Below are 21,426 nucleotides of genomic sequence, written 5' to 3'. Positions count from 1 at the left end.
TGATTCCTTATGCTACAACGTGTTTTTGTACCAGAACCGAACCAACAGAATAACCCGCACCGAATGAGCAAAGCAGACCATATTCACCATCATTCACTTCATGTGCAGTACGGTGTAATGCAATGATCACACCTGCAGAAGAGGTATTGGCAAACTCATCCAGAATAATAGGTACTAGCGCACGGTCAGCATCTTTACCGACTACATATTTCAAGATCAGGTCATTCATGCTGGCATTGGCTTGGTGCAACCAGAAACGTTTCACGTTGCTTGGTGCAATGTTGTTTTTCTCAAGCTGTTTGGTAATGATTTTCGCAACCAGCGGACACACTTCTTTAAACACTTTACGACCATCCTGACGGAACAGTTTGTCATCCACAACCGCATCTTCACTACGATTTAAGTAACCGAAGTTGTTACGGATGTTGTTTGAAAATTGCGTGAACAAGTGTGTATCTAAAATGTCAAAACCGGTTTTAGTGGTCGTATCTTCAATAATAGATGCTGTCGCCACATCACCAAAAATAAAGTGGCAGTCACGTGAACGGAAATCGGTATGGCCAGAGGTAATTTCCACATTGACCAATAATACACGGCGTGCACCGCTTCTGATTGCATCCGCAGCCTGTTTTAAACCAAAGGTTGCAGCAGAGCAGGCAACGTTCATGTCATAGGCATAGCCTTGAATGCCCAAAGCGGTTTGGATTTCAATTGAAACAGCCGGATAAGCACGCTGAATGTTTGAACATGAAAGGATCACAACGTCGATATCTTCAGCTGTAACCCCTGCATTTTCCATCGCCTGTTTAGCAGCAATCACACCCCATTCAGCTTGAATGGAAAGTTCATCATTGCTACGTTCACGTAAACGTGGATATAGACGCTTCGGATCAAGGATACCTGATTTTTCAGCAACATAGCGACTTTTAACACCGGATGCCTTTTCAATAAATTCTGCATCTGAACCGCGAAGTGCTTCGATTTCACCAGCAGCGATTTTGTCAGCATTGTCGTGGTTAAACTGTTCCACATAAGCATTTAAACTTGCAACTAATTCTTCATTGCTAATGGATTCTTCTGGGTGATAAAGACCGGTACCGGTAATACGAATGCCCATGTAAAACTCCCGTTAATTTTGCGCTCTGTTAATTAATGCCCAATTGATTCCATACTTTTTGCAGGCGGGTTGGAGAAACCGGCATTTTTGTTTTCATTGGCTGTGAAAACAAGGAAATACGAAATTCTTCGACCATAAAGTACAAATCTTTCAGGCGAGCGTCATTTTTAAACTTAAACAATTTTTCCATCCATGGGTCAACTTGCTCAATGGCAGAATTATCCCTTTGCAGGTTATTTGGCAAGCGTTCTAAACGCAAGACCAAAGCCTTTAAATAGCGTGGAAATTCCTGCCATATATCGGAAGACTTGACATACACACAGTTGGAAAGACTCATTAAATCAAGCTGATCTTCAAGATCATCAATATTTTTTCCAAAGATAGAATCGTCTAAAACCAATAATTTTCGACGGATATCCTGCCATTGGATATAAATATCGCTCAATATAGATAATGCCACTTGACCATGCGTTAGGAAAGATTTTTTTACATTTAAAAGCAAGTTTTGAAACTCTTCAGCATTGACAGGAATCTCATTTATTGTTATCTGAAGGGTGGCATAAACTAACATTTGCTCCAGTTGAGCCTTATCGCCCAAAGGTGAATAGGCCAAAGCCAGCGGTTTGGAAATCTGTTTTTTCAGCTGACGTACCAGATCGCCGAGCTGCATATACACTAGGCGAATCACACCTTCCCGGTGCTGTTTAATCGCTTCAGCCTGATCATTGAAGGTCTGAATCACCACACCAGATTCGTCTTTGGCATCTAGCTCTGAAAATGCTTTGGTCGGGACCATCGCCTGATATTGCTTTACGACGACACCAGTCACTTTTTGTGAAGCTTCAAAAGTGAAATTTTCAGGGAAAGTTTTAAACTCGCCTTTTAACTGTTTGACTGGACTATGGGTTTCGGTTCGGCAACGGGCTTTCAGTTCAGACAGATCACGGCCTTTTTCAATCACCCGACCTTTTTCATCAATGACTTTAATGAACGGCAGCAAATACTGATCGACCCGTTCAAAAGAAAAGTCTTTTTCAGTAATTTGTTCACCGCGTAGTTGAAAGGCCAAAAACTTGAAAATATGTTCACGCAAATTGACTGCATCTATTGCTTTCATCAGTTTGCGTGCAGTATCTGGAATTGGTACCAAGTTACGTCGCTTATCCTTAGGCAGAGATTTCAGTAAGGCTTCAATCAAATCCTCACGCCATCCCGGTATGCCCCATGACCAGATATTTTCATCGACCTGTGGTAAGGCCTGTAGCGGAATTTTAACCGTCGCCCCATCTTCATCATGGCTTGGATCAAAACGGTAACTCGCCGCCAGACGTAATGTACCATTATGCAAATAATCAGGAAATTGCTGCGTGGTCGGACGATCATTCATCCACAGCGCATCATCTTCAACAAATAAATAGCGCGGATTTTGCGGCTCAATCGTCGCTCGCCAGTCTTCAAAACTGCGTCGGCTAGCAACCTCTTCAGGCACTTTGGATGCATAGAATTGATAAATGGTTTCTTCATCCACCACCAGATCACGGCGACGCAGCTTATCTTCTACCCGTTCCACTTCTTCCAGCTTAAGTAAATTATGCTTTAAAAATGGCGGCATAATGCCGAGATTACCTGTAGTTAAGGCATCACGCAGGAAGATTTCATGCGCTGCCGGCTGATCGACTTTTTCATAGTTCATCAAACGCTTCGGTTCAATGATCAAGCCAAACAGGGAAATCTGGTCATAGGCATTCACCACACCTGCTTTTTTCGACCAGTGCGGCTCAAAATAGTGATGCTTGAGCAGGTCACGTGCAGCGAGCAAAATCCATTCCGGTTCAATCTTCGCCAAGGTACGCAAATATACTTGCGAGGTTTCCACCATCTCAAAAGCCATGACCCAAGGGGTATTGGTTTTATGCAAGGTCGATGCCGGGAAAATACGTGCTTTTTGCTGACGAACTGCCATAAACACATTGCGCTCATCAGTCTTGTTGGCAATAAACGAAAGCAGGCCGGTCAATAAAGCACGGTGCAAGTTTTCATAACTGGCTTTTTTATCATTAAAAGAAAGTTTTAAACCTTGAGCCAGTTCAAAAAGCTGTTCATGGGTTTTCTTCCACTCACGTAAACGTAACCAGCTTAGGAAATGATTGCGTGCAAAAGTACGACGCTTGTTTTCATTCATCGAGGCACGGTTAGCTTGCAAGGTTTCCCATAACTTGATGTAGAACAAAAAGTCAGAGTCACCTTCTTTAAATAAGGCATGCTTCTGGTCAGCTTGCATCTGTTTATCGGCAGGACGTTCTCGTGGGTCCTGTACAGCCAAAGCTGCGACAATAATCAGGACTTCATTGAGCACACCAAAATGCGCGCCGCCTAAAATCATACGTGCCAAACGAGGGTCGATTGGCATCTTCGCCATTTGCTGACCGACTTTTGTCAGTTCTGATTTCTTTTCGTTTAAAGCACCCAGTTCAATCAACAACTTACGGCCATCATTGACCAAGCGATGATCTGGTGGCTCAATAAAATCAAAACTTTCCAGACTGCCCAGATTCAGGCTTTCCATCTGTAAAATGACCGATGCCAGATTGGTCCGTTTAATCTCGGGTTCGGTAAATTCAGGCCGGCTCTGGAAATCTTCTTCAGAATACAAGCGGATACAGACACCCGGCGCAATACGTCCACAACGACCTTTACGCTGATTGGCCGCCGCTTGAGATACCGCCTCAATCGGTAAACGCTGCACCCGTGAACGGTAGCTATAACGTGAGATACGGGCAAAACCGCTGTCAATCACATAGCGGATATTTGGCACAGTGAGTGCCGTTTCAGCTACGTTGGTAGCAATAATAATGCGTCGTCCACTACCGCCAGGACTGAAAATCTTTTGCTGTTCCGCTATCGCTAAACGTGCATATAAGGGCAAAATTTCGGTATGTCGTGGACCGTGCTTTTGCAGGGTTTCCTGCAGTTCACGAATTTCCTGTTCGGTACTGGCAAAGATCAGGATATCGGCATGTTCAGGATGACCTTTTTGCTGTGCATCGGCAAAGCATTCCTCCACCGCCTGAACCACGGCACGCGGCAAGTTTTCTTCAAAGTCATCAAATTCATCATCATCACTACCGCCAATACTCATTTCTGAAATTGGGCGATAACGCACTTCTACCGGATAACTGCGGCCTTCCACTTCAAAGACAGGTGCACCATTAAAGTAATTGCTAAAACGGTTTACATCGAGCGTTGCGGAGGTAATGATGACTTTTAAGTCTTTACGACGTGGCAAGAGCTGTTTTAAATAGCCCATGATGAAGTCGATGTTCAATGAACGTTCATGTGCTTCATCAATAATAATGGTGTCGTATTTGGTCAAATAGCGATCATTAGCCAGTTCAGCTAGCAAAATACCGTCCGTCATCAAACGAACTATCGAGTCTTGCGACCCCTGTTCGTTAAAACGAATTTTAAAACCGATGGATTCACCCAGCTTCTCGCCCACTTCTTCGGCAATACGCTGCGATACGCTACGCGCAGCCAGTCGTCGTGGCTGGGTATGACCAATCATTCCGGTTAAACCGCGACCGGCCAGCATGGCAATTTGCGGTAATTGTGTGGTTTTACCGGAACCGGTTTCCCCGGCCACAATAATCACCTGATGCTGTTGAATGGCTTCAATCAGCTTGTCTTTATATTGGGTAACCGGAAGATCTTGATTGAGTTTGATGTTCGGGACACGCGACAGACGCTCTCGAACTTTGTGATTCGATTTTTCTAATAATTCTTGATAGTGTTTTTCATTGGCATCTTTACCTTTGCGTAGCCGATTTAAACGATGACGGTCACGTGCCATGACCCATTGATCTACATTTAAATGACTTAACACAGATAATCTATCCCAAAACAAAAAATTGAACTGAGTATTTTACGCTGTAACGCTCTCGAGAGAAAGGCAAGCAAATGTTTATTCATACCGTTTGAGCTAAAGAATATTCAAAATCATGCAAAATAGATCACCCGTAAAGCTAAATCACCAGCTTATATTCTTTAATGAAGCTCAAATACATCATCTTAGGATGATGACTTAGCGCAACAATAATTCATTCTAGAAAAAGAAATTTAATTTAAGAAAAATTTACCCTTGAATTTTAGGCCCGTAACCTTCATGTTCTTAGGCAAGCTGAAGAGCTGATATTTTGTCATTCAATAATCATCTTTAAATGATTGAATAGATAAAGAATCAGATTTGGTGAAATTGTAGGCTTTATATTAGTTAATTCGGTTTTTCCGATTTCAATAATGTAAAAATACTGTTTCAGCAATAAGAAAAAATTCGCTATCCTTTTGGAAATCAAATACAAACCTCAATCATGGAGACAATGATGAGCTTAATTAATACAGAAGTTAAACCATTTAAAGCAACTGCATTCCAAAATGGTCAATTTATCGAAGTAACTGAAGCTGATCTTAAAGGCAAATGGTCTGTAGTATTCTTCTACCCAGCTGACTTCACTTTTGTTTGCCCAACTGAACTTGGTGACCTTGCAGACAACTACGCTGAATTCCAAAAATTGGGCGTTGAAATCTATTCAGTTTCTACTGACACTCACTTCACGCACAAAGCTTGGCACGATTCTTCAGAAGAAATCAAAAAAATCCAATACGTAATGGTTGGTGATGCTAACTGGACACTTGCTAAAAACTTTGACGTATTAATCGAATCTGCTGGTCTTGCTGACCGTGGTACTTTCGTTATCGATCCTGAAGGTAAAATCCAGATCGTTGAAATCAACGCTGGTGGTGTTGGCCGTGATGCTCAAGAACTTCTTCGTAAAGTTAAAGCAGCTCAATACGTTCACGCTCACCCAGGCGAAGTTTGCCCAGCTAAATGGAAAGAAGGCGACGCTACTTTAGCTCCTTCAATCGACCTAGTTGGTAAAATCTAATCTGTATTAGATTGAACTGATGTAAAAACCACGCTCTTTAGCGTGGTTTTTTCTTTTTTAAATTTTAAATAAGATTACTATTTCAAATATCTTTAATCTTTAGTACTTTCTATACTGTCAGCATAATTCGATTTATATTTTTACTTCAGTGATAAAAAGCAGAATACCGTACTGCCCTATTCTTCGAATACAAAAAAGTTAGCTATCAAAAATTTATCCATGTAGTACATTTATTTTTATTATGCTTTGTCACTTTTTATTGTAATGTAGGTCTTATACAGGTTTGTGACGAATGTTTTTCAATTCTGCCTTACAGCGCACAACCTATATATCTTAAGCCAAGTGACAGACAAAATTTGAGAAATATAATATAAAAAAGGAGTGCTTATGGGATCAATACTTACTGTAACTTCTTACACTTACAGTTCTTCATCACGTTATCTTAAAATTTTTTATAATAATGGTTCAGCAGAACTGTACCACCCAGTCCCGGAATTTATTTATAACAACCTGCTCCGATGTCATGACAAAGCCGCTTTTGTACATAAATATTTAGAATATGATTTACATTTTACCCGTATTTCTATTGCTTAAAAAAATCAGGGCTATGCCCTGATTTACCTATATGTTTATTCATAGAACTTTTATTTATAGCAAATCATAAATAAACCGGCACCCATAGACAGGGTTGTGCTCATAAAGCGCTCATCATTTTTCACCAGTGCAATAAATTGTTTAACTTCTGCTGCATGTGATATGACATTGTCGACGAACAAGACCCCATTTTTTGGATGCAGCATATGCTGCAAATACTGCCAATAACCTTCATAAGCATCACGCTCAGCATCCAGTAAAATAAAGTCATATTGTTGCTGTGCGGCATTTTGAAGAAATTGTTCAGCATCCCCTACCCAGAAATCAATCCGCTCACTCAATTGTAATTCTTGAGCATATTGCTGAGCTTTCCGGGAACGTGCCGGATCAATTTCTAAAGTAGTGATATGACCTTGTGAAGTCTGCGCTGCATTTGCCAGCCATAAAGTTGAATATCCGGTTGACGTTCCTATCTCCAGAATAGCTTTGGATTGCTGCATGCGTACTTGCATGGCTAAAAATAAGGCGGACTCCGGCTCGATATTTCGATAACGCTGAATACGGTCTTTTTGTAAGGCATCAAATTTAATGAAACTTTGATACAATTCCTGCATCCGTTTCTGAAATGTCTCACTCATGCTCATCGCAGCTATTCCTATTTTATTATTCTGTTGAGTCTAGCGTTTATCGATGCCTTTAATCTAGTTCATGAAGTTTCTTGAATTAATTTAAATCGTGGAACGACTTCATCATTCTCGAGTGTTACCGTTTCTTGAAACATTGCTAAAGGACGTACCCACATTGAATAATCACCATATAAACATTGATACACCACCAGTTTCTCTGCTGTTTCGCTATGGGTAGCGACATGAAAAACCTGATATAAATTGCCTTTATAGTGTTGATAAATACCGGATTTCAGTTGCATTTTTATAACCTTGTTAAAGCATGTTGCCATCATAATCAAAATTAGCAAGAAGTATGCAGCAATTTATAAAAAATACTTAAATTTCTCTTTAATACTTGAATATTCACATTAAACCATCATCTACTTAGCATATATTTTTTGTAAAAAACATTAATCTATTAAACCGATTATTTTTATAAAAATGAAATGTTTTACCAATTTATAATTTTACCTTACTATAGCTTTATTAAATAAGCATTTACTCCCTTGGAGACGTTAGCCATGTTAGACCAAAATACTTCAGCTCAATTAAAAACCTTACTTGAACGCCTTGAAGGCCCGATTGAAATCGTTGCAACTTTGAACGGTACAGATAAGTCGGACAAGATCAAAGAACTGGTGACTGAAGTTGCAGCTTTGTCTGATTTAGTGACTGCACGTTTTGACGGTACAAATAGCCGTGCACCTAGCTTTGGTATTGCAAAAGCAGGTGAAGAACCGCGTGTATTCTTCGCAGGCTTGCCGATGGGCCACGAATTCACCTCTTTGATTTTGGCATTACTACAAACTTCTGGTTATGCCCCGAAAGTATCGGATGAAGTACTTGCAAGCATTAAAGGTCTTGGTCTTAAAGCGGACTTCGATGTCTTTGTATCATTAAGCTGCCATAACTGCCCTGACGTGGTTCAAGCCTTGAACCTGATCGCAATCTATAACCCGGGCACCACGGCTACCATGATTGACGGAGCATTCTTCCAGGAGGAAGTTGAAGAACGCAAAATCATGGCAGTTCCCATGGTGTTCCAGGACGGCAACCACATCGGTCAGGGCCGTATGACCCTGGAAGAGATCATTGCCAAACTGGACAGCAACTCGGCAGCCAAAGATGCGGAGAAACTGAATGCCAAAGAGGCCTTTGATGTGCTGGTGATTGGTGGTGGTCCTGCAGGGAATACTTCTGCTATCTATGCCGCGCGTAAAGGGATTAAAACTGGGATCGTGGCGGAACGCTTTGGCGGTCAGGTGATGGATACCATGGACATTGAAAACTATACCTCGGTGCAGAAAACCCAGGGTCCTAAATTTGCTGCCGAGATGGAAGCGCATGTACGTGCCTATGATGTCGACATCATGAACCTGCAAAAAGTCGCTGCAATTAAAGGTGCAGATGAAACCGCCAATGGTCTGGTGGAAGTGACACTGGAAAATGGTGCCAAGTTAGAGTCTAAAACCATCATTCTGTCGACCGGTGCACGCTGGAGAGAGATGAACGTTCCGGGTGAGCAAGAGTATAAAACCCGTGGTGTGGCGTACTGCCCGCACTGTGATGGTCCATTGTTCAAAGGCAAACGTGTTGCGGTGATCGGTGGTGGTAACTCGGGTGTGGAAGCCGCGATTGACCTGGCCGGGATTGTGGAGCATGTAACTTTAGTTGAGTTCGATACCAAACTGCGTGCCGATCAGGTGCTGCAAGACAAACTCAACAGCTTGCCAAACACTACTGTAATCAAGAATGCCTTATCGACTGAAGTGGTGGGTGACGGTTCACAAGTCACTGCACTGAAATACAAAGACCGTGCAACGGATGAGGAACATACAGTTGAATTGGCCGGGATCTTCGTACAAATTGGTTTGTTGCCAAACACCGACTTCCTGAAAGCGTCAAAAGTGGAGTTGTCTAACCGTGGCGAGATCGTGATTAACGACCGCAATGAAACCAATGTCAAAGGTGTATTTGCTGCCGGTGACTGTACTACTGTGCCGTACAAGCAAATCATCATTGCCACCGGTGAAGGTGCCAAAGCATCACTGTCTGCTTTTGATTACATTATCCGTAATGACTAATCATCTCAATTAGAAAGCATCATTCTTTTAATCAGGCTTATATCACTGCTTCAGTGGTATAAGCCTTTTTTTTCACTCATTTTTTCATAAAAAATAATTACATTTAATTAACAATTTTAGCTCATTATTTGTGCATTTTTTTAGTTATATTCAAAAATACCCCTATTTAGGTGGGTGCCACAATTAGAAGGAAATGAAAATGAATAAATTGCTTATTGCTTTAGGTCTTGCTGCTACCGTTGTTTTAGTTGGTTGTAATAAAGAGAAAGCACCTGAAACAGGTGCAACCACTGGTGAACATCTTGAAAATGCAGCCAATCAAGCAAGTCATGATATTTCTGATGCCACAAAGGAAGCTGAAGCTAAAACTAAAGCTGCTGCTGATGAAGCAACCTCTAAAATTGAGGCAGCAGGTGATGAAGCTGCTGCTAAAACTGAAGCCGCAGCAAAAGATGTTAAAGATGCAGCCAAAGAAGCCACTGCAAAAACTGCCGGTGCTGTGGAAGAAGGTGCTTCTAACGTGAAAGAAAGAGCTCAACAATAATGTGAATCGTTGAAATAAAAAGGCTCCTTTAAAATGGAGCCTTTTTTTATTGATTAATCTTGCTTTTTTTTACTGACATTTCTTTTATGGTAATTGTAATAAATTCTGGAAAAACATTATGTTCAGAGAACAGGTTGGCTACGTGCTGCAGTGCTCGGTGCCAATGATGGAATCATTTCCGTGACCAGCCTCATTATGGGGATGGCTGCCAGTGGTATCTTCGCATACTTTACTGATTACCTGCATCGCCGGACTCATTTCAGGTGCCAACTCCGTGGCAGCAGGTGAATATATTTCTTTCAAATCTCAAGTCGATATTGAAGAAGTTGATTTGACGATGGAAGCACGTGAACTTCGGCATCATCCTCAGTATAAATTAATAGAATTGACGCAAATTTATATTCAGCGTGGTTTAACACCTGAGCTGCTACATAAAATCGCAGTACAGCTCCTTGCCAACAATGCCCTGGAAGCAAATGTACGGGATGAAATTGGCATTCACGAAAATACCGCAGCAAATTCCTTACAGGCAGCAGCTTCCTCTGCCCTTGCATTTTCTGTGGGTGCATTATTTCCCATGCTTTCCATTTTGGTCAGTCCCGAACAATACATCTCTATGGTCGTGATGATTGTAGGTATTTTATCCTTGGCTGCTTTAGGTGCTTTATCGGATTATTTTGCAGGTACATCTAAAATTAAGGGAAGTTTACGCGTCACCATTTGGGGAATTATTGCCATGGGCTTTGCAAGCTGAATCGGCTCATTATTTGATGTCAGCCCAATGTGATTTATTATTTTTACAAATATACTTAATAAGATATTTAAAATTATAAACCCGATAATCTATCGATTTAAATTATATTATGCGTGAATAATACATTAAAATATTCCGACTAATTTAGTTGTTTTTTATTTCCTAATGTCTATTATTGCTGCACAATCCAACCGATCTAACCTGTCAGTTTGGGTTGCTCTTTTTCTTTTGTTTGTCGGTACAGTGGGTGCCTATCAAATTGTGGGGCTGAATCAAGCCTTGTTGTTTTTGGTGGGCGGTGCCTTGGGCATGACCTTGTATCATGCATCTTTTGGTTTTACCTCAAGCTGGCGTGTTTTTATCAAGGAACGTCGTGGTCGTGGCTTACGTGCCCAAATGATCATGCTGGCACTTGCAGTATTGCTATTCTTCCCCGCCTTAGGCGCCGGTGAGCTATTTGGCAATCCTGTTAAAGGCAATGTCAACCCTGTTTCCATGTCTGTGATGATTGGTGCTTTTATCTTTGGTATAGGCATGCAACTGGGCGGCGGCTGTGCGTCAGGTACACTTTACACCGTAGGTGGTGGTAGTGCACGCATGATTGTGACCCTGATTTTCTTCTGCTTAGGTTCTTTAATTGCCACTACGCATTTAGACTGGTGGTTTAATCTGCCGCATCTTGAACCGATTTCGATTGTGTCAAGTTTAGGCGTGATCCCTGCGCTTATCGTCAGCTTTGTGCTGTTCGCTGCGATTGCTCTTGCAACCATCTTTTTTGAGAAAAAGCATCATGGTTCACTGGAAGTAGAACCCAAAGCTCAAACTCAAGGTTTTAAACGCTTCATAAGTGGTCCATGGCCACTCATTTGGGGCGGTATCATTCTGACCCTGCTCAACTTTGCCACACTCGCTTTGGCTGGTCGTCCCTGGGGTGTGACTTCTGCACTTGCAGTTTGGGCTGCAAAAACTGCCAGCTTTGCCGGCGTAGATGTGGCTTCTTGGGCCTATTGGCAACAACCTGCCAACGCCAAAGCTTTAGCCAATTCATTGTGGTTCGATATTACCTCAATGATGAATTTCGGCATTATGCTCGGTGCATTATTGGCGGCCAGCCTTGCTGGTAAGTTTGCGCCAAATCTCAACATTCCAAAACGCTCACTCATTGCTGCGGTGCTTGGTGGTTTATTACTTGGATACGGTGCACGTCTGGCATATGGCTGTAATATCGGTGCTTACTTCAGCGGTATTGCTTCAGGTAGTTTGCATGGCTGGTTATGGTTGATCTTTGCCTTCATTGGTAACGGTATTGGCGTGAAACTTCGTCCCATTTTCTTTCCGGGCGAACGACCACAAGCTGAAAAATTAACCGGCTGTTAAATCCAGATTTCAGCGTATAAAAAGCCCATCAAGTGATGGGCTTTTTTTATGTATGCTATTTTTAATTTAATGCAGCGCTGCTTTTAAATTACAGCCAAAACCCATAATTTCTTGTGCCTGACGGTATGAAGTATAACGGTTTAAAATAAAGTCATAAAACTGATCGGCATCTGCAAAACTTTTACTTAAGTTTTCACCCTGCGCATGGGGTAATTTCACCTGTCCGATGATATTCAAGTTTTGATGGCCCAACTGATACATCTCAGCAAAATAACCATTCATCATTTGACAATAATCCTGTTTGACAGGTTTTAAAGAGGTGCTACTCACCGCATGCAGGTTTAAAGTCTGCAACTGGTTTACATCAAGTACTGACTGGTCTGAAAAAGCAATATTGTTGCTCTTTTTAAAAGCTTGATAATCTTTAGATAACTGTTGATTTAACGTTTCAAAACGCTGCTGCAGGCTTGCTGCATCTTGCACCTTATATTTTTGAGGATCAATCTGGATTTTCTGTTGTTCGGAAGATGAACATGCTGAAAGTACTACACTTAAAATTAAAGTCGTCAAGATGAACGGCTTCATCATTAATTATCCTCATCACTAAATCTTGCAATAGTATGCCTGAAATATTCAGCTATATTGTTTTTTCATTCATATAACACTAGTACCGCTTCGGACCATACTGAATATGCAATTTCATATAATGAATCCGTATTATAAAATTTCCAACTCAAACCACATGTAAACCGAGCTATTATGCGACATAGTTTGACGCCTAATTTATCATTTCATTTTCATTTATTTTTAGGTTCAAAAAACATTTTTATTTCATAAAAAAATAACGAATATTATTTGCTTAATTTAGAGGGCTTGGGCAAAGTGATGATATGCACAGGAGCCAAATATGACTTTATTAGAACAACTTGAAATTAAACATCCTATTTTCCTTGCACCGATGGCAGGTGTTTCTACCCCTCAATTGGCTGCTGAGGTTTCCAATCAAGGCGGTTTGGGTTCATTGGGTTTGGGGGCAAGTTCGGTTGAAGCAGCACGCCAGCAAATTTTAGAAACGCAGGCACTTACCCATAAACCATTTCAGGTCAATTTTTTCTGTCATCAAAGCGCAGCACTCGACCCAAAACTAGCAGAGCAATGGATTGAATATTTATCCCCTCAATTTGAAAAGTATCATGCAACTCCGCCTAAAGAATTAAAATGCATTTATCCCAGTTTTTTAGATAGTGATGACTATTTAAATCTGGTCTTGGAAACCAAACCTAAAGCCGTGAGTTTTCACTTCGGCATTCCGCATGCACACCAGATTCAAGCCTTAAAACAGGCAGGTATCCTAACGATGGTTTCCGCAACCAATCTGGCTGAAGCGCTGGAGATTGAAGCTGCCGGCATTGATGTCATTATTGCGCAAGGTATTGAAGCCGGTGGGCACCGTGGTATTTTTAATGAAACATTTGATAGCGCAGTCAAAACTTCCGATCTGGTGCAATTATTAAAACAGTACTGCACCAAACCTGTCGTAGCTGCTGGCGGGATCATGAATGGTAAGCAGGCCCAACTCTTAATCCAGTTAGGCGCCGAAGCTGTTCAATTGGGCACGGCTTTCGTACAGTGCAAAAGCTCCAATGCCAACACAGCCTATCGGCAAGCCCTGTTTAGTAAACCGATTACTCAAATTACTGCCAGTATTTCCGGACGCCCTGCCCGCGGTTTAATTAACCATTGGCATACCCAAGTCGATCAGCCTGAACGACCGCAAGTCGCCACTTACCCCTACTGCTATGACTTGGGTAAACAACTGCATGCCGCAGCATCTGCACAAGGTGACCATGGTTTTGGGGCATTTTGGGCGGGAACCAATGTTGCCCAGATCCGGGAGATGGAAGCTGCAGATTTAATTAATCAGCTGGTGCTGGAAATCAGCCAATCCTAATCTACTGGCGTATATATTCCATAAAAAACCTCTCAGTTGAGAGGTTTTTTGTTTGATCCTAGACAGTATCGTGGACAGCAAATCCCTCTAAATTCTTAAAATATTTCCGCTCAAAGGCTTCTGGACTTAACCAGCCGTTTGCAGAATGCCTTCTCACCCGATTGTAATAAATCTCAATATAGTCAAACAAGACAGCATTCGCCTCTTTTCGAGTCGAAAACACACTGCCATGTACCACATGACCTTTCAATGTATGAAAGAAGCTTTTGGTCACTGCATTATCCCAACAGTTCCCCCTGCGTGACATACTTTGAATACAATCATTTGTCAGTAATAGCGCTCTAAAATCACGACTACAGTACTGTGAACCTTGATCCGAATGTACCATGACACCCGTTGGATAACCCTGACGAGCCATGGCATAGTTAAATGCATCACACACCAATTGGCGGTCTATTCGATGGCTAGTTTGCCAACTGACAATACGACGGCTGAATAGATCCAGCATCACACATAAGTACAGCCAACCTTCTTTGGTTCGGATATAGGTAATGTCTGTTGTCCAAGTTTTATTAGGCTGAGTGGCTGTAAATTGGCGATCCAACAGATTTGGTGCTGTGGGCAAACGATGATTTGAATCTGTCGTATGCTTGTATTTACGCGAAATCCTGCTACGTAAACCAAGCTTTTTCAGCATTCTTCCAACAGTCCGTTCGCTCATGCTGTAACCCAAATCATGCAGGTCATGTACCAGTGATGGTGCACCCAATCGTGCATGATGCTGCCAATATACGGCTTTTAAGTCATTATATTTCTGCGCTGTATTGGCCTTGCATTTTCGCCAGGAATAATAGCCTGAAGTGCTCACACCCAGGGATTTACAGACAGAAGATACAATGATTCCATTCACAGCCAGATCTTGAATTGCCGTGTACTTTTCTTGGCATGATCTGTCAGAAAGTACACATGCGCTTTTTTTAAGATGTCATTGGCTTCCCTGAGCTGTTTGACTTCTTTCTCTAATTCTAAGATCCGCTGTTGTTCTGGTGAATGTTGGCGTTTGCTTGAACCTGCCGAATTAGTTTCACAAATCCATTTATCCAATGTTGAATAACCCATACCTAATTTCTGGGCAATTGCAGCTACAGACTCGTGTGAGTTTGAAAGTGCATAATCAATTGCTTGCTGTTTAAATTCTGGACTAAAGCGTTTAGCCATTTTTATTGTCTCCAAAGTTAACGTTACGTTATCTTTAGAGGGATGAACTGTCCATTATTTTGTCTAGGATCAGTTCAACGTTCATCTAGCATGGAGCACGAAGCCATGCATCCTTGGCAGCATACTTTGCTTGCTCCCAATCTAAACGGGATGGGCCTTTGATTGCTTCCCATTGGGTTCTCAATTCAGTTTCTACCTGTTCAAAATGTGTATCACTGTCGAACAAAGGACGATTCTTATATCCCACCTCATAGGCAACGCGATAATCCCGATCATAATCTAAATCACTATAGGTATTTTGGGTTTCATGGAAATAAGGTCTGTCGCGGTGCTGCTCTCTCCAATAGGCATCTTCTTCGACTGGATTGATGGCATCGGCAGCCTCATTACCAACCACATCACCAATAATACCGCCAACTACCGCACCTGCAGGACCAGCTGCAGATTCAAGGGCAGCACCAGCTGCTACACCACTCACTGTACCAATACTTGTACCCACAGGGTGATCATTTGCTTCATTCATGTCAGGAACCCGATTACTTTCCTTATCGCTAATAGGATCAGCATGCACATCTGTTCTTGGTTCTTCTGGACGTTTATTTGGATGAGTAAGATCAGCTTCCATCATAGGACGATTTATATTGACCATTCGCTTTCTCCTTCTATCCTATCTATATACAAAATGTTTAGACAAGCAGCTTATTTAAGCTTTAGAAAAATTCAGCATAAAGCACTTCTGAATAAGCTATGTCTTATAAGTGTCCTGAATGGGTGATGAGATGTTGTAGGATGTAATTCTTTTAATATTGTTATACAAATTACGCACAAAAGTATTGATAAAGAAAAATCACTACTCTTTTTTGGATGAAATCCTTTGAAATAAAGAGCAGTGACCTATTTGAAACATGGAAATAGAAAACGAATAAAAGGCTATTTAGTTTCAAGCAGGTTAACCTGCTCCACCTGTACATCACTCATAATTTCTCCCTGAGCAAGGAGCTGATTAAAATAGTCTTCCACCACATTAAACTGCTCAGTCGTACTTTCAACCTTATACATATTTTGGCGGAATTCATTACTTGAGCGTAAACCCTTGGTATACCAGGCAATATGTTTACGAGAAATACGGCAACCTGAGTATTCACCATAAAAATCATACAGTTCAGACAAATGTCCTAACAATACATCTTTCACTTCTTGAATATTCGGTGCAGCTAAATGCTGGCCTGTGGCTAAATAATGGGAGATTTCACGAAAAATCCAGGGACGACCTTGTGCGGCGCGTCCAATCATCACTGCATCCGCACCCGTATAATCTAGTACATATTTGGCTTTTTCGGGACTGTCGATATCACCATTGGCGATAATAGGAATATTCAACATTTCTTTGACTTCTTTAATCAAAGAATAACGTGCCGTATTCAAGTACATATCTTCACGGGTGCGACCATGCAGTGCCAAGGCTGCAATACCCGCTTCTTGCGCACGTTTAGCCACTCTCAGGATATTTTCATGACCATTTAAATACCCTAAACGGGTTTTTAAAGTCACAGGGACATCCACTGCAGCAACCACAGTATCTAAAATGCGTGCCACCAGGTCTTCATCTTTTAAAAGCGCAGAACCTGCTAATTTATTACAGACTTTTTTGGCCGGACAACCCATGTTGATATCAACAATCTGTGCACCATTCGCCACCTGATAGCGTGCTGCTTCCGCAAGCTCGTTGGGTTCAGAACCGGCAATCTGCGCCGATATCGGTGCCAATTCTCCATCAAAATTGGCACGGTACAGACTTTTCTTGCTCATGCGTAAAGTCTGGTCCGAGGTCATCATTTCACTGACGGCATGTCCTGCACCAAAATATTTACACAGCGTCCGGAAGGGACGATCCGTAACACCTGCCATCGGAGCGACAAAAATAGGCGTAGTCTTTGATTTATCAAACAAATCTATAATAACATTGTTTTTACTCAATTTCTTACTTCCTATATTCTTCAACTATCTTAAACATTCTTCAACAATCTCAACTATTATTTGCGCCTATTTTGCGCCATAATCCGCCATATGGCGTAAATTATATCTTGGCGTAAATCATGGGCACAATTGCAGAACGAATAACAGCAGACGGAAAGTCGCGTTACAGGGCGCAAATACGAATAAACCGTAAAGGCTTACCGCCATTCATCAAAACAAGAACATTTCCAAAAGAATCCCAAGCCAAAGAATGGATCAAACGTATTGAGGCTGAAATACTCGTCAATCCAACTATGTTGGATCCAGAAGCAAAGATCGTCTCTAAAACGCTGGAACAATTCATTAAACAATACATTGAAGAAATTAGCGATGAATTTGCTGATACCAAGGTTTCTGCACTGAATAATATCTGTGCGTATGATATTACACAAAAGGATGTTTATACCCTTTCACGTCAAGATTTTTCATCTTTTGCGTTAGAGCGTAGAAAAGGTGACCCAATGCAGATGAAAGATGGTGTAAGTCCGTCCACTACATTAAAAGACCTATCCCTCATTTCAAGTGTACTTCATCATGCAGAACTGGTCTGGGGCGAAAACGTTGCAAACGCCAAGAATGAGTTATCCCAAGCACTCATTGGATTAAAGAAAGCACGTATTGTCACCAAGTCAAAAGAGCGTGATCGTTTAGTCACATCGGAGGAACTTCAGTTGCTCACCAATTATTTCTACAAAGGATGGAAACGTGTGCGCAATGCGGTACCAATGCACCTGGTAATGTGGCTGGCCATCTATACTGGTCGACGTGAAGGTGAACTATGCGAAATGCGCCTGGATGATTTCGATAAGAAAAATAACCAGTGGAAAATACGTGACGTTAAAAATCCAGATGGATCTAAAGGCAATCATAAGTTTGCACACCTAGAACCTAATGCTTTATTAATGATTAATGAGTTACTGGAACCGACCACGCGTAGACGCATGCTGGAACTTGGCTATAGCGATAATTTATTACTCCCAGTCAACGTGAAAACAGTTTCCGATTATTTTCGTAGAGCCTGCAAAATACTTGATATTCAAGATTTACGCTTCCATGATTTACGCCATGAAGCTGCTACACGTTACGCCGAAGATGGATTTACTATTCCACAATTACAGACCATCACATTACATAGCTCATGGAACAGTCTTAAACGTTACGTGAACCTGCGCAAGCGTGGTGAACGTCTGGACTACCCTGCTGCAATTAAATTTGCTCAGCAGCAATATGACGATAACTATTCACAGTTCGCCTTAAAACAACGATATGTCGCTGCAGAAGATATTGCTGAGGCGGAGCTGTCATTAGCACAAGTAGAAACACCAGATGTTATCAATACTGAATATGCCTTTATTAAGGAGCTTTTAAACCGGTTCATGAAATCTTTCAGGCCAACTAAAAGCGTTATCGACATGTATAAAGAGAAATCCAGTATTCAAAACATTTTTGCCTGGAATGATGTACAGCAAAATTTTGTGGTGCCATACATCCAAAATGCGTGGGAAAATTGGTTTACTGAGCATGCCACCGTAACCTGGGATCAATTGCCGAGTGATGCGACTCATTTCAGCATCAGTGGTCTAGATGTTTTAAAAATGGAAAACGACCGGGTTTATAAATGGGAAACCAATATAATTACATGGTTCGATATCACTAAATATTGTAATTTTGATCAAACTAAACTGATTCGTAAATAGAGACTTATAACTCATGCAAAAATTCGACGGCAACATTAAAAATATTCCAACATTGACTGATCAACAGTTAACACAACAATTAATCCCCGCGCGTTTTGTTCCTGAAACGCCAGATGAACTAAAAGATAAAAATGTTGTTTATATTTTTGATAGCGAGGACTCATTCAATTTAACTTATGATGAGTTGGTTGAAATTGTAAGCAAAGCACGTTTAGCCGGACCTAGAATGGTTCCAGTGTTGGGAACTATTGGAGATTGACTTAATTTAACAATAGAGTTACTCAATAAATCATTACTTAAATTTTGATAAAAATTTGATTTAGTTCATATTAATTTAATTTTTGGTAGATTTTGCCACTGAAAATTATTTAATTAGTATACAAAATACGCACCAGCAATCACTCTAGTTTCTGAATGGACTTCCAAGGTCCTTAGTTTTTACCCATACGCCCTCATATGGGTATTTTTTTACCTAGTGCCATCACAAATGAATAGACCATATCGTTAAACATAACGAAATGCTTGACTGTTGCTTGCTTAACCAGGAAGTAATCTTGCTTATTTCGACATAATCACTGACACAATTTAACCTATTTAAGATTTAAGTTTTTGATAAACAAATGAAATGCTTTGACATTTTTTCAGACATTTAAACTTATGATTTGCTTGATTTGAACTTACTTAAAGAGAATCAAACTTACTTGTTTCTATAAGTTGCTCAAAAAGGAGAAACAAAGCTCCTATTCTTATTCTGTGGAACTAAAAAGCCCTCAACTAGAGGGCTTTTCTACAGCATCAATCAATGCCTTTTTACCTTGAGAACATTCTGCATATTTACGTCGATCATCAACCATCACACGTAGAACTTCTGCCCGGGTGCCTAATTCAAGTTTTCTTAATTCAGGACACTCCTGCTTTAAATTAGCTGGAATCTGGAATGCCTGAGGTTGCGGCTTCGTTGACCACTGACATGCCGTCAGCATCAAAGCAAACGTCACTATACACAGGACGCTCAACGATTTTTTCGACCTTTGTATTAATAATCTCTGTGCGCACACGCTCAGCTTTTTTTGCTTCCTCATGTTGTTCACTCACTTTATTTGCATTGGCTTGAGCTGCTTTTTCAGCATCTTTATAAGGTTTAAGTACTTTTTCTACGCGTGCATCACAGTGGCTTTGTGCTGTATGTAAATCACCAGCAAGGCCATTGGCATACCAGGCATAACCTAAAATAAAGACCAGTAAAGCCAGGATGATCCATTTATAAAATGGAGCAAGAAACGCATCAATTACATTCATGCTTCTGTCACCTTCGTTGCTGAAACATTTTTAATTAATGGCAAGTTATAACGTAATGCTGCCGGCGCATTGGTTTTGCCATACCAGTAATATTCAAGATCAGATGATTCAAATAGCGCATAGCTCACCGAATTATTCTGGTTACCACCATAACCAACAATTTTTCCAGATGATGTTTTGCCAACCACGAAAAATACATGGCCACCGCCTTGACGAGTTTTGGTAGCAATACAACCATAGGCTGGCTTGGCTAATTCTTTCTTATCGTCACGATATGCCAGTGCACGATAGAATGCAGATGGATATTCAATACCAGCACGTTTTAAGCAAATAGCAACAAATACACCACACCATGGGGTCTCATCTTCCGACCACCATGCTTTTAACTCTTTTAACCAATTCAAGATTGTTGGGTTATGTTGCTTTCTACTGGTATTCTCTTTTAAGCCATTGTGTTTATAAGCTTCTTGCATCCAGGATAATTCTGGGCTTTGATTACTCATCGCCTGATCCCCCCTTCCGGCTTCCCCAAATTGCAGCAAATGCAGACTTAATCTCAAAGATGACTTCGGGTAAGGGTTTACCTTTCATAAGGGCAATCGATTGATAAAGAATACCAATGGCCATCAGGCCAAATACGGCAAACATCAGCATGATGAATCCCTGAAACATGGTTGATTTTGTTAACAATCCAAAATGTTCAATAAAGGCCGAACCGCCATACAAACTGACCGTAACGCTCGCAGTAAACTTACCAATGACCCCTAGCGACACTTGGACTTTACCGCTTTTATCAATGTCCCCACTTAACACTAGCGCAAGAATTGCCCCAACAATGGCTGGGATTATTTTGATGATCCAAGGGATCGTGTTTTCCTGCATTTTATTCACCTAAGATAAAAAAGACCGCTCATATGAACAGTCTCTTTATTTCCTCAGCCTTTAGCGAACCCTACAGGGTAAAAGCCATACTGTATGGTATGCAGTACTCTTGCTTAGGGACCGAAAATATTATTAAGTGACCTTACATAACAAGACAAAATAATTTTCTAACTTTCATTAAGTTAATGAATTTCATATTTATTTCTGTAGCACAACCTATAAAAATAGAAAACTATAAACCTATAAAAATAGAAATAATATTATCTATATAATATTATATAA

General features: G+C 41.0%; 18 protein-coding genes and 2 pseudogenes. 9 read left to right on the top strand and 11 right to left on the bottom strand.

The window, feature by feature from the left end; all coding sequences use genetic code 11:
- Positions 1–7: 7 nt before the first annotated feature.
- Together ACE01R_RS01040 and hrpA are read right to left on the bottom strand one after the other, a co-directional pair.
- On the bottom strand, positions 8–1,117 hold the full coding sequence (locus tag ACE01R_RS01040) for a beta-ketoacyl-ACP synthase III (RefSeq protein WP_395544269.1): 1,110 nt from the start codon (positions 1,115–1,117) through the stop codon (positions 8–10).
- Between the two features lie 28 nt (positions 1,118–1,145).
- Positions 1,146–4,967 carry an ATP-dependent RNA helicase HrpA gene (gene hrpA, locus ACE01R_RS01035; protein ID WP_395544338.1) on the bottom strand — a complete coding sequence of 1,274 codons (3,822 nt, stop codon included), beginning with the start codon at positions 4,965–4,967 and terminating at the stop codon, positions 1,146–1,148.
- A 529-nt stretch (positions 4,968–5,496) separates the two neighbouring features.
- On the opposite strand from hrpA, the gene ahpC reads away from it, so the two are divergent.
- On the top strand, positions 5,497–6,060 hold the full coding sequence (gene ahpC, locus ACE01R_RS01030) for an alkyl hydroperoxide reductase subunit C (protein ID WP_395544268.1): 564 nt from the start codon (positions 5,497–5,499) through the stop codon (positions 6,058–6,060).
- A 387-nt stretch (positions 6,061–6,447) separates the two neighbouring features.
- The gene (locus ACE01R_RS01025) at positions 6,448–6,654 is read left to right on the top strand and encodes a KTSC domain-containing protein (protein ID WP_395544267.1); all 207 of its coding nucleotides are present in this window, start codon (positions 6,448–6,450) and stop codon (positions 6,652–6,654) included.
- A gap of 50 nt (positions 6,655–6,704) precedes the next feature.
- Here the strand turns inward: ACE01R_RS01025 and ACE01R_RS01020 are convergent, their stop codons facing one another.
- Both ACE01R_RS01020 and ACE01R_RS01015 read right to left on the bottom strand, forming a co-directional pair.
- Entirely contained in the window at positions 6,705–7,298 is a 594-nt protein-coding gene (locus ACE01R_RS01020; protein ID WP_395544266.1) for an O-methyltransferase, read from the bottom strand.
- A gap of 62 nt (positions 7,299–7,360) precedes the next feature.
- On the bottom strand, positions 7,361–7,582 hold the full coding sequence (locus tag ACE01R_RS01015) for a DUF1653 domain-containing protein (protein ID WP_395544265.1): 222 nt from the start codon (positions 7,580–7,582) through the stop codon (positions 7,361–7,363).
- Positions 7,583–7,843: 261 nt separating this feature from the next.
- On the opposite strand from ACE01R_RS01015, the gene ahpF reads away from it, so the two are divergent.
- The 4 genes and pseudogenes from ahpF to ACE01R_RS00995 all read left to right on the top strand — a co-directional run bounded on the left by ahpF (position 7,844) and on the right by ACE01R_RS00995 (position 12,081).
- On the top strand, positions 7,844–9,406 hold the full coding sequence (gene ahpF, locus ACE01R_RS01010; protein WP_395544264.1) for an alkyl hydroperoxide reductase subunit F: 1,563 nt from the start codon (positions 7,844–7,846) through the stop codon (positions 9,404–9,406).
- Between the two features lie 199 nt (positions 9,407–9,605).
- Complete coding sequence (locus tag ACE01R_RS01005) at positions 9,606–9,950, top strand: hypothetical protein (protein WP_395544263.1); 345 nt, start codon at positions 9,606–9,608, stop codon at positions 9,948–9,950.
- A gap of 102 nt (positions 9,951–10,052) precedes the next feature.
- Positions 10,053–10,704: pseudogene (locus tag ACE01R_RS01000) on the top strand (VIT family protein).
- Positions 10,705–10,869: 165 nt separating this feature from the next.
- Positions 10,870–12,081: a YeeE/YedE family protein gene (locus tag ACE01R_RS00995; protein WP_395544262.1), complete on the top strand. Its 1,212-nt coding sequence runs from the start codon at positions 10,870–10,872 to the stop codon at positions 12,079–12,081.
- Positions 12,082–12,147: 66 nt separating this feature from the next.
- Here ACE01R_RS00995 and ACE01R_RS00990 read toward each other — a convergent pair whose 3' ends face one another.
- A complete protein-coding gene (locus tag ACE01R_RS00990; protein ID WP_395544337.1) occupies positions 12,148–12,666 on the bottom strand; it encodes a hypothetical protein in 519 nt (172 codons plus the stop codon).
- A 322-nt stretch (positions 12,667–12,988) separates the two neighbouring features.
- Between ACE01R_RS00990 and ACE01R_RS00985 the strand changes: the two genes are divergently transcribed.
- Positions 12,989–14,032, top strand: a complete 1,044-nt coding sequence (locus ACE01R_RS00985; RefSeq protein WP_395544261.1) for an NAD(P)H-dependent flavin oxidoreductase — start codon at positions 12,989–12,991, stop codon at positions 14,030–14,032.
- 58 nt (positions 14,033–14,090) lie between these two features.
- Here ACE01R_RS00985 and ACE01R_RS00980 read toward each other — a convergent pair.
- The 3 genes from ACE01R_RS00980 to dusB form a co-directional block, all read right to left on the bottom strand.
- Positions 14,091–15,250 (bottom strand): IS3 family transposase gene (locus tag ACE01R_RS00980; protein WP_395544260.1). Its coding sequence is split into 2 segments (ribosomal slippage): positions 14,091–15,016 and positions 15,016–15,250, totalling 1,161 coding nucleotides; the frame shifts between segments, so codons are not numbered across the junction.
- An 85-nt stretch (positions 15,251–15,335) separates the two neighbouring features.
- Positions 15,336–15,899, bottom strand: coding sequence for a hypothetical protein (locus ACE01R_RS00975; RefSeq protein ID WP_395544259.1), 564 nt, complete (start codon positions 15,897–15,899; stop codon positions 15,336–15,338).
- 281 nt (positions 15,900–16,180) lie between these two features.
- The gene (dusB, locus tag ACE01R_RS00970; RefSeq protein WP_395544336.1) at positions 16,181–17,206 is read right to left on the bottom strand and encodes a tRNA dihydrouridine synthase DusB; all 1,026 of its coding nucleotides are present in this window, start codon (positions 17,204–17,206) and stop codon (positions 16,181–16,183) included.
- A gap of 140 nt (positions 17,207–17,346) precedes the next feature.
- On the opposite strand from dusB, the gene ACE01R_RS00965 reads away from it, so the two are divergent.
- Together ACE01R_RS00965 and ACE01R_RS00960 are read left to right on the top strand one after the other, a co-directional pair.
- Positions 17,347–18,963: a tyrosine-type recombinase/integrase gene (locus ACE01R_RS00965; protein WP_395544258.1), complete on the top strand. Its 1,617-nt coding sequence runs from the start codon at positions 17,347–17,349 to the stop codon at positions 18,961–18,963.
- A gap of 13 nt (positions 18,964–18,976) precedes the next feature.
- Complete coding sequence (locus tag ACE01R_RS00960; RefSeq protein WP_395544257.1) at positions 18,977–19,222, top strand: hypothetical protein; 246 nt, start codon at positions 18,977–18,979, stop codon at positions 19,220–19,222.
- 662 nt (positions 19,223–19,884) lie between these two features.
- On the opposite strand, the gene ACE01R_RS00955 is transcribed toward ACE01R_RS00960, so the two are convergent.
- The 3 genes and pseudogenes from ACE01R_RS00955 to ACE01R_RS00945 form a co-directional block, all read right to left on the bottom strand.
- Positions 19,885–20,262 carry a hypothetical protein gene (locus ACE01R_RS00955; protein WP_395544256.1) on the bottom strand — a complete coding sequence of 126 codons (378 nt, stop codon included), beginning with the start codon at positions 20,260–20,262 and terminating at the stop codon, positions 19,885–19,887.
- Positions 20,259–20,747 (bottom strand): annotated as a pseudogene (locus ACE01R_RS00950) (TIGR02594 family protein); the annotation flags it as partial. The gene ACE01R_RS00955 and the pseudogene ACE01R_RS00950, both read right to left, overlap by 4 nt.
- A 10-nt stretch (positions 20,748–20,757) precedes the next feature.
- Positions 20,758–21,144 carry a hypothetical protein gene (locus tag ACE01R_RS00945; protein ID WP_395544255.1) on the bottom strand — a complete coding sequence of 129 codons (387 nt, stop codon included), beginning with the start codon at positions 21,142–21,144 and terminating at the stop codon, positions 20,758–20,760.
- Positions 21,145–21,426 lie beyond the last annotated feature (282 nt).

Origin of the sequence: Acinetobacter sp. BSP-28 (assembly GCF_044130285.1) — a bacterium.
Taxonomy (GTDB): Bacteria; Pseudomonadota; Gammaproteobacteria; order Pseudomonadales; family Moraxellaceae; genus Acinetobacter.
This window is presented reverse-complemented; position numbering and strand designations above follow the sequence as displayed.